At 72.5% G+C, this 2269-nt stretch carries 3 protein-coding genes; 1 reads left to right on the forward strand and 2 read right to left on the reverse strand.

Features of this window, described 5'->3' with window-relative positions; translation table 11 throughout:
- The first annotated feature begins 149 nt into the window (after positions 1-149).
- A complete protein-coding gene (locus tag ACI2LP_RS34260) occupies positions 150-575 on the forward strand; it encodes an ATP-binding protein (RefSeq protein ID WP_404728445.1) in 426 nt (141 codons plus the stop codon).
- A 593-nt stretch (positions 576-1168) separates the two neighbouring features.
- Here ACI2LP_RS34260 and ACI2LP_RS34265 read toward each other — a convergent pair.
- Together ACI2LP_RS34265 and ACI2LP_RS34270 are read right to left on the reverse strand one after the other, a co-directional pair.
- The gene (locus ACI2LP_RS34265) at positions 1169-2107 is read right to left on the reverse strand and encodes a hypothetical protein (RefSeq protein ID WP_404728446.1); all 939 of its coding nucleotides are present in this window, start codon (positions 2105-2107) and stop codon (positions 1169-1171) included.
- 80 nt (positions 2108-2187) lie between these two features.
- The coding region (locus ACI2LP_RS34270) for a CstA-like transporter-associated (seleno)protein (RefSeq protein ID WP_404728447.1) at positions 2188-2269 on the reverse strand (82 nt) is incomplete at its 5' end.

Raw genomic sequence — 2269 nt, forward strand, 5'->3', positions numbered from 1 at the left:
TGTCAACCGGATCGCACACCAGGGCAACTCTTGTTCAAAGCCCCCCAGTGGCCTGCGGACGACACCTCGCGTGAGGCGCGGACGCCGTTGACACATACAGGCCGCGTTCACCCCTCTGCGAGCACGTAATGTCCATCCTCAGTACTGACGTGTCCCGTACCGTGCGCACGACCAGCACGTGGATTCTCCCCGCGACGCTCGAATCGCCCGGGCAGGCACGGCAGCAGGTAGCGGACCGGCTGCGGCACTGGTGTCACTCCCAACTTGCCGACGAAGCCGTCCTGGTCATCTCCGAACTCGTCACCAATGCGGTCCGGCACGGCGCGAGTCCCGTCTGGCACACCTTGAAGATCATCCGCGAAGCCGCCTCGTGCATCATCCGTATCGAAGTCGGGGATCACGGGTCCGGCTGGGACGGCAGCCGGGCACCTCAGAGCACGGCAAGCGACGCATGCGGCGGACGAGGTCTCCACCTGGTCGAGGCTCTCACCTCCCGGTGGGGCACCTACCGCCTGCCTCACGGCCAGCTCGTATGGGCCGAACTCACGGCGGCATCACCACACGACTGCTTGTAGTGCCTGATTCCTCCATGGACAGTGCTGGTCGAGCGGGCGGGTGCGATGCCGGTGGGAGACCGGGCGACGCTCCCCACCGCCCGCGCCGCGAACCAGCCGCGCGTGCCGTTCGTCCTGACGGGCGGCACGGTGCTGCCGGTCAACCGCGGCTGGATCCCCTCGGATCCGTCGCAGTCCGCCTTCCCTGAGATCCCCGCACCGTCCGGCGGCGGTCACCGTCACGGGGCGGCTGATGCCTCATCAGACGACCGCGGCGAGCGGCATCAACGGACCTGTCGGGGCTGCCGGCCGGATCATGTTGGTCAACAGCGAGCAGGAGGCGCTGCGCCGGGGTGCTCGGCGGCTGATCACGCGGACGGCGCCCGATCTGAGGGGCAGCACCCCTGGGCCGGCCGGCAAGCCCGGCGACGAGGATGCCGCACTGAACGACGCGTACGCCGTCCAGTGGTGGATGTCCGCCGCGGACGTCCCGGTCGGCTGGGTGGTCCTGGCCCGGCGCGAGGCCCGGGACAGGAAGGCCGCGGCCGCCGAGAAGCAAGCCCCGCTGACGGTACCGGCGTCCGGGCGGGAACGCCCCTGGGGTGTCGGCCGGTTCAGCGGCCGCTCCAGTAGCGGAAGGTGCGTTCCGGCTCGGGCAGGAGGTCCCAGGGATGGGGGGTCATGTGATGCCCTGTGCGTGTGAGGACCCGCCGGGCGTCGGCGGGGCGGTGGGCCTGGATCAGGGCGAAGGCGAGGACGTTGAGGTCGATCAGCGCCTCGGCGTGCGGGGTGGCACGGGAGTCGAACCACTGGAACAGGGCCGTGTCGAGCTCCTCGGCGACCTGCGGTTCGTTCCACAGGAGCCCCGCCCCAGGCGCCGACTGCCGCAGCCGGTGGGCGACGATCTCCACGCGGGCCGCGACGGGCAGCAGCGCGATAGGGGACCCGTACGGTGACCGGGCGGCGCTCTGCCGGGCGAAGTCCAGCATGGCGGCGACTGTTCCGTGCCCGCGCGGGGACAGGTACCGCAGCAGATCGTGGTAGGCCGTGCGGTGCCACGGGGCGCGGGAGACGGCCTCGATCCAGACGGGAACGGCGTCGTGAACGGGGACCGCGAAGGAGCGCATCAGGCCCAGCAGAGCCAGCCACGGTGTCGGGTCCGCGGTACAGACGTCGGCGGCGCGCAGGCACGCCTGCTCGGCCGGGCGGACGGCGGCCCGCCCCTCGGCCGCGGCTCTGGTGACCTGGACGAAGGCGCGCAGGACCAGGGCGTCCCCGTCGCCGGGCCGGTCGGCGGCCCAGCGCGCGCAGACCGCAGGCGGCAGGTGCCGGGCCAGTACGGAGATCCGGTGCACCCGCCGGTCCCAGTCCCGCCCCGTGCCGCGCAGCAGCTCGGCGACCGGCTCCCACACGGGGCGCGTGGGGCCCGCGCCGAGACCGTGGAGCTGTGCCGTCGGGCGGAGTCGGGTCAGGGTCAGGTGGAGGGGCTGATCGTCGAGTTCGGGGCGGACCAGCAGGGCTGTGCGGCGTCTGAGCATCTCGGTTCCGGTCATCACGTACGAAAGGGTGGTGCGGGGCGGGCGCGCCGGTCAGGGCTGGTCGGCGCGCCCGCCCCGCGGTCGTGGCCGCGGCGTCAGCAGCAGCGGCTCTGGGGCTGGGTCTCCCGGTGCCGTGTGCGCTGGGACTGGTATTCCCGGCGGGTCGGTACCGGCGCG

The organism is Streptomyces sp. NPDC019890, from assembly GCF_044903445.1.
Classification (GTDB): Bacteria; Actinomycetota; Actinomycetes; order Streptomycetales; family Streptomycetaceae; genus Streptomyces.